The organism is Streptococcus saliviloxodontae (genome assembly GCF_016908655.1).
Classification (GTDB): domain Bacteria; phylum Bacillota; class Bacilli; order Lactobacillales; family Streptococcaceae; genus Streptococcus; species Streptococcus saliviloxodontae.
Genome location: NZ_JAFBEI010000058.1, coordinates 1 through 6,376, shown reverse-complemented (window position 1 = coordinate 6,376; position 6,376 = coordinate 1). Strand labels below are relative to the sequence as shown.

General features: G+C 40.0%; 6 protein-coding genes. 4 read left to right on the top strand and 2 right to left on the bottom strand.

The features are described 5' to 3' along the window. Nucleotides 1–108: 108 nt before the first annotated feature. On the bottom strand, nt 109–1,593 hold the full coding sequence (locus JOC31_RS09525; RefSeq protein WP_205017926.1) for a DUF1846 domain-containing protein: 1,485 nt from the start codon (nt 1,591–1,593) through the stop codon (nt 109–111). Nucleotides 1,594–1,813: 220 nt separating this feature from the next. On the opposite strand from JOC31_RS09525, the gene rpsU reads away from it, so the two are divergent. After that, entirely contained in the window at nt 1,814–1,990 is a 177-nt protein-coding gene (gene rpsU / locus JOC31_RS09520; protein WP_000048058.1) for a 30S ribosomal protein S21, read from the top strand. Nucleotides 1,991–2,130: 140 nt separating this feature from the next. On the opposite strand, the gene mscL is transcribed toward rpsU, so the two are convergent. Then, the gene (gene mscL, locus JOC31_RS09515) at nt 2,131–2,514 is read right to left on the bottom strand and encodes a large conductance mechanosensitive channel protein MscL (protein WP_205017925.1); all 384 of its coding nucleotides are present in this window, start codon (nt 2,512–2,514) and stop codon (nt 2,131–2,133) included. 255 nt (nt 2,515–2,769) lie between these two features. Here mscL and dnaG point away from each other — a divergent pair, with 255 nt between their 5' ends. The 3 genes from dnaG to JOC31_RS09500 all read left to right on the top strand — a co-directional run bounded on the left by dnaG (nt 2,770) and on the right by JOC31_RS09500 (nt 6,143). Beyond that, entirely contained in the window at nt 2,770–4,566 is a 1,797-nt protein-coding gene (gene dnaG, locus JOC31_RS09510) for a DNA primase (protein WP_205017924.1), read from the top strand. An 8-nt stretch (nt 4,567–4,574) separates the two neighbouring features. After that, a complete protein-coding gene (gene rpoD, locus JOC31_RS09505; RefSeq protein WP_205017923.1) occupies nt 4,575–5,687 on the top strand; it encodes an RNA polymerase sigma factor RpoD in 1,113 nt (370 codons plus the stop codon). A gap of 120 nt (nt 5,688–5,807) precedes the next feature. Next, nucleotides 5,808–6,143 (top strand): metal-sulfur cluster assembly factor, encoded by a 336-nt coding sequence (locus tag JOC31_RS09500; protein WP_205017922.1) that lies wholly within the window; start codon nt 5,808–5,810, stop codon nt 6,141–6,143. The last annotated feature ends 233 nt before the right edge of the window (nt 6,144–6,376 follow it).

Genomic DNA, 6,376 nt, shown 5'->3' with positions numbered 1-6,376 from the left:
GAATCAAAGCAAAACTAAAAGGACTTAGTCCTGTGCAATACAGAACTAAATCCCTTCAATAAATATAGTGTCCAACTTTTTGGGGTCAGTACAAATCCAAGCTTTTTATTATTTTCGATAGAGTGTTTCGTGTTGGAAGTTTGGATCAACTGTGACATTGATGCCAAGTTTACGGAAGACATTTTTATCTTCTTCTGGCAGGATGACAGTTGAGTGAACTTCAGAACCTTTTAGGTTGCCCAGCTCTTCCATAGCTTTTTTAGCATCTTGATTGGTCATCGCAGTAATTGCGAGTGCAATTAGTAGCTCACTTGAGTGTAGACGAGGGTTTTTATTGCCGAGATGGTCGATTTTTAGACTTTGAATAGGCTTAACATACTCTGGTTCAATGAGAAGCGTTTCTTTGTCAATGTTTGCAAGTGCCTTAATCCCGTTAACGATGACAGCAGCAGATGGACCAAAGAGTTCAGAAGTTTTACCTGTGACGATAGTTCCGTCTGGTAATTCCATAGCAAGGGCAGCTTGTCCGGTTTCTTCTGCCTTAGTGCGGGCAGCTAGCGTTACTTTTCGGTCTAGTGGCGTAATGGAGAGGTTATTCATCAAGAGCTCAATTTTCTTCACTGCTGACAAAGCAAGGCGATCTTCTTTGTAATCCACCAAAGTTTGGTAGTAGCGACGGATGATTTCTTGCTTAGATGCCTCGATAGCGGCTTGGTCATTTTCAATGGCAAAGCCGACCATATTGACCCCCATATCTGTCGGAGAAGCGTAAGGAGATTCTCCCAAGATACGCTCTAGCATGCGTGATACAACAGGGAAGATTTCGATATCACGGTTATAGTTTACCGTTGTTTTTCCATATGTTTCCAAGTGGAAAGAGTCAATCATGTTAACATCATCCAAATCAGCAGTAGCAGCTTCATAAGCTAAGTTGACAGGGTGATGGAGTGGCAGATTCCAAACAGGGAATGTTTCAAACTTAGCATAGCCTGATTTGACCTCATTTTGATGATCATGATAAAGTTGAGACAAGCAAGTAGCTAGTTTACCTGAACCAGGTCCCGGTGCTGTGACAACAATAAGGTTGCGACTAGTTTTGATGTAATCATTTTTCCCCATACCATCTGGCGAAATGATGTGGTCAATCGCGGTCGGATAACCTGCGATAGGGTAGTGAAGGTAAGAAGCTATGCCATTTTTTTCAAGTTCCTTACGAAAGGCATCTGCGGCTGGCTGGTTAGCGTATTGTGTAATGACAACTGAACCGACAAAAATATCAAGTTCATTGAAAGTGTCAATGAGACGGAAAACTTCTTGATCGTATGAAATGCCTAAGTCTCCTCGAGATTTTGCTTGTTCGATATTATCAGCATTGATAGCGATAACGATTTCAACTTGGTCACGTAGTTCGTGAAGTAACTTGATTTTATTGTTTGGTTCGTACCCAGGTAGGACACGAGCAGCGTGGAAGTCTTCGAGCATTTTTCCACCGAATTCAAGGTAAAGTTTCCCACCAAATTGGTCGATACGCTCTAAGATATGATCGCGCTGTAAGTTTAAATAAGTTTCTGAATTAAAAGCTGTTTCTGTCATTAAGTTCTACCTTTCATTTTAATAGCATTATAGCAAAATAGTTAGTGAGCCGTCATCTGTTAACGATAGAAAAAATCATAATCCTGACATCTATTGTTAGAAGCGTAAAAACCAGAGGTTAATAGCTAAAAAAGTTGATTTTTCAATTGACAGCTTGATAAGATTACTATATAATAAAAAGGAACGTGTTAATGTTACAATATCTTGAGGAGGTGAAAACATGTCAAAAACTGTAGTTCGCAAAAACGAATCACTTGATGACGCACTTCGTCGTTTCAAACGTTCTGTGACTAAAGCTGGTACTCTTCAAGAATCACGTAAACGTGAATTCTACGAAAAACCTTCTGTAAAACGTAAACGTAAATCAGAAGCAGCTCGCAAACGTAAAAAATTCTAATTAAAGAGTGAAAAAAGGAAGTGTTTTACTTCCTTTTTTGTATCTTTTAGGTTAATAATACAAAAAACACGACATAAGATTTCAATTAACCTTATGCCGTGTTTTTATAATTTTAGAGCGTTTGCTCTGTATAATTAAGATTATTTTTTAGCAAGCAAGTCGCGGATCTCTGCAAGAAGTTCTTCTTGTGTTGGAGCAGCGTCTTCTTCTACGATAACTTCCTCTTCTTTTTGACCGATTGCCATCGCTTTATTAGCAGCTTTGACAACGAAGAAGAGAGTTGTACCTACGATAAGGAAATTGATAACAGCACTTAGGAAGCTACCGTAAGCGATACCGTTCCAAGCAAGTTCTGAAATATTTGCAACCTTAGCAGCTTTAAGAACTGGGTTAAGGAATGCTGGTGTGATCACATCAGCAACAAGAGATGTGATGATAGCGTTGAAAGCAGCCCCCATAACAACAGCGACAGCAAGGTCAAGGACATTGCCTTTAAACAAAAAATCTTTTAATTCTTTAATCATTTTAGATCAGAATTTCCTTTCAAATTATTTAATTCAAATTGATTATAACCCAAAGAAATTAAGAATGCAAGGTATTTGCTTGACAATTTAATGATATGATTAAAATGATGTTATGTTTAGAAAATCAAAAAAGGAAACAAAATGAAGCTATGGACTTTTGCCCCAGCTTCGTATGTTTTTGTTTTACTAACATAGTTGAAAATGGTATAATTAAATGTAAAACTATAATTAGGTTTATTGTGTGGAGGTGATAGCTTGTATTTGAATAAAGAGACTATTGCTGACATCAAGCAGTCAACGAATATTGTTGATGTGATTGGAGAAGTTGTCTCACTGACAAAGTCAGGTCGTAACTACCTGGGGCTGTGCCCGTTTCATAAAGAAAAAACACCTTCATTTAATGTTTTAGAGGATAAACAATTTTATCATTGTTTTGGTTGTGGTCGTTCTGGGGATGTCTTCAAGTTTTTAGAAGACTATAGGCAGGTAACCTTTGCAGAAAGTGCTGGCATTTTGGCAGAGCGTCTAGGGCTTGATTTGAAACTTCCTACGAGGCAGACTAATCCGGCTCAAGTCAGTCCACATCAGCCTTTATATTCAATCAATCAGGATGCAGAGCGCTTTTACAAGGCGGTTTTAAAAACGACCAAGGTTGGAGAAGAAGCGCGACAGTATTTGTATCGTCGTGGTTTGACGGATGAGCTTATTGAGGCCTTTGATATCGGTTTGGCACCAGGTGAGCCAGATTATCTTTATCGAAGTTTGTCTCAAAAGTATGAAGAGTCAGTTCTTATGGATTCTGGTTTGTTTAATCTATCTGACCAAACAAATCGTTTTTACGACGCTTTTCAAAATCGAATTATGTTTCCCTTGCGAGATGAATTTGGTCGTGTGATTGGTTTTTCAGGACGGGTTTGGCAACAATCGTCTGGTTCAGACAGACAAGGTCAAGCTAAGTATAAGAATACGCGCGCAACAGCAATTTTTAATAAGTCTTACGAATTGTATCATCTTGATAAGGCCAAGCCAGTGATGGCAAAGACTCATGAAGTTTACCTCATGGAAGGCTTTTTAGATGTTATAGCTGCTCATCGTGCAGGTATTGAGAATGCTGTCGCTTCTATGGGAACTGCTCTGACACCTGAGCATGTAAACCACTTGAAGCAACTGACTAAAAAGGTCATTGTTACCTATGATGGTGACTCTGCGGGTCAGCATGCTATCGCCAAATCATTAGAGTTATTGTCGGATTTTGTAGTCGATATTGTTCGCCTACCTGATCAGTTGGACCCTGATGAGTTTGTTCAGGCTAAAGGTCCAGAAGCTTTGGAAAAGCTGCTAGAGCAATCACGGATTAGTCGTGTCGAATTTTTGATGCATTATCTATTGCCTGAAAACAGCGATAATTTACAGGCTCAGATTAATTATGTGGACAAGATAGCGACTTTAATTGCGCAAACACCATCAATAACGGCGCAGAATTCCTATATTACTAAAGTTGCTGATCTATTACCAGATTTTGATTACTTTCAAGTGGAGCAGGCTGTCAACAATCAACGCCTGCAGATGAGAGGGCAACTGAGTCAATCGTTGGAAACTGGAGGAGCACTTCAGACAGTGACGGTTGAACTGCCTGTTGCTAAGCAGATGACAGCATTGCGTCGTGCTGAAAACCAACTTTTCCATCGGATGTTAAACTACCCTTATGTTTTTAATGATTATCGTTTACGTGGCGACTTTTACTTCGAGACACCTGAGTTACAGACCCTTTTTAAGGTTCTTGAGCAGGAAGGAGAGTTGGATTCTTATGTGTTAGCAGGCTTGGATGACAGGACGCAAGCAGCCTACTATGCTGTTTTGGAAGAGCGTCTCCCTGAGGAAGTGACAGAAAAAGAGCTTCAAGAGTTGGATAAACAACGACAACGTTTGTTGGCGCAACAAGATATTCGAAAGCAAGGTAAACTGGTTCGTGAGACGACAAGTCTAGGAGATCAAGAGGCAGCCCTGATTGCCTTAGAAGCCTTAATTGCACAAAAAAGAAAGTTAGAATAGAGGAAAATATGGCAGAAAAGAAAAAAGAAATTACAGCTTTTAACGTTCAAGTTGCTGATTTTATCCGTAACCATAAGAAAGAAGGAACAGCAGTTGATGATGAGATCACAGAAAAACTCGTGATTCCTTTTGTCTTGGACGCTGATGGTATTGATGACCTTTTAGAACGTCTGACAGACGGTGGCATCTCAATTACAGATAAAAATGGAAATCCTTCAACTACTTACGTTGTCGAAGAACCACAGCCAGAAGAATTGACTGACGAGGAGTTGTTAGGTAGCAATTCAGCTAAGGTTAATGACCCTGTACGTATGTATTTGAAAGAAATCGGTGTCGTTCCTCTGTTGACAAACGAGGAAGAAAAAGAGCTGGCTATCGCGGTAGAAAATGGAGATCTTTTAGCCAAGCAACGTTTGGCAGAAGCAAACTTACGTCTAGTTGTCTCAATTGCAAAACGTTACGTTGGCCGTGGTATGCAGTTTCTTGATCTTATCCAAGAAGGTAACATGGGCTTGATGAAGGCTGTTGATAAATTTGATTACTCAAAAGGGTTCAAATTCTCAACTTATGCAACTTGGTGGATTCGTCAAGCTATTACACGTGCTATCGCTGACCAAGCGCGTACCATTCGTATCCCTGTTCATATGGTTGAAACGATCAATAAATTGGTACGTGAGCAACGTAATCTCCTTCAAGAACTTGGTCAAGATCCGACGCCAGAGCAAATTGCAGAGCGTATGGACATGACACCAGACAAGGTTCGTGAAATCTTGAAAATTGCTCAAGAACCAGTATCTCTTGAGACACCAATCGGTGAAGAAGACGATAGTCACTTGGGGGATTTCATCGAAGATGAAGTTATCGAAAATCCAGTTGATTACACGACACGTGTGGTTCTCCGCGAGCAATTGGACGAGGTTCTTGATACCCTTACAGACCGTGAAGAGAATGTGCTTCGCCTCCGCTTTGGCCTTGATGACGGAAAAATGCGTACCCTTGAAGATGTTGGTAAAGTCTTTAACGTTACACGTGAACGTATTCGTCAGATTGAAGCCAAAGCCCTCCGTAAACTCCGCCACCCAAGCCGTAGCAAACAATTGAAAGACTTTATGGAGGACTAAAAACGTCCACTGGACGTTTTTAGGTAATAGTGGGGCTTATCAAGTGAATGAGAAAAGATTAAGTTAGGGCTCCACTTGATTCAATAGTGGCGTAGTAAATTAACAGCAAAGGAGACGTTTATGTCAGAACAAAGATATACGGAACAGGAAGTTGAAACAATCAAAAGTCGTATCCTGGAAGCTTTAGAAACAGTTATCGACCCTGAATTAGGGATTGACATTGTCAATCTAGGTCTCATTTATGACATTCGTTTTGAACAAAATGGAGAGACTGAAATCGATATGACCTTGACAACTATGGGTTGTCCTTTGGCAGATCTTTTAACAGACCAAATCCATGATGCTATGAAAGATGTTAAGGAAGTGACTAAAGCAGAAGTTAAATTGGTTTGGACACCTGCTTGGACTGTTGATAAAATGAGTCGTTATGCACGAATTGCACTAGGTGTACGCTAATAGATACTGTGCTAACAGTAGGGCTAATAACATTTGAGAGGCTGGGAGTGTACTGGCCTCAAAAGTTAGTTTTTTATCTAACTTTTGGGGGCGGTACAGAGTTACTGGTCTCTTTTTGTTACGCTTTAGTGACGGTAAACACGACAAACGCATGAGATACTCCATTTCATTTTCTGAACGACAGAACCTTTTTTGACCTAAAGTAGTCGGCTTAGATATTTGTCAAAGGATAA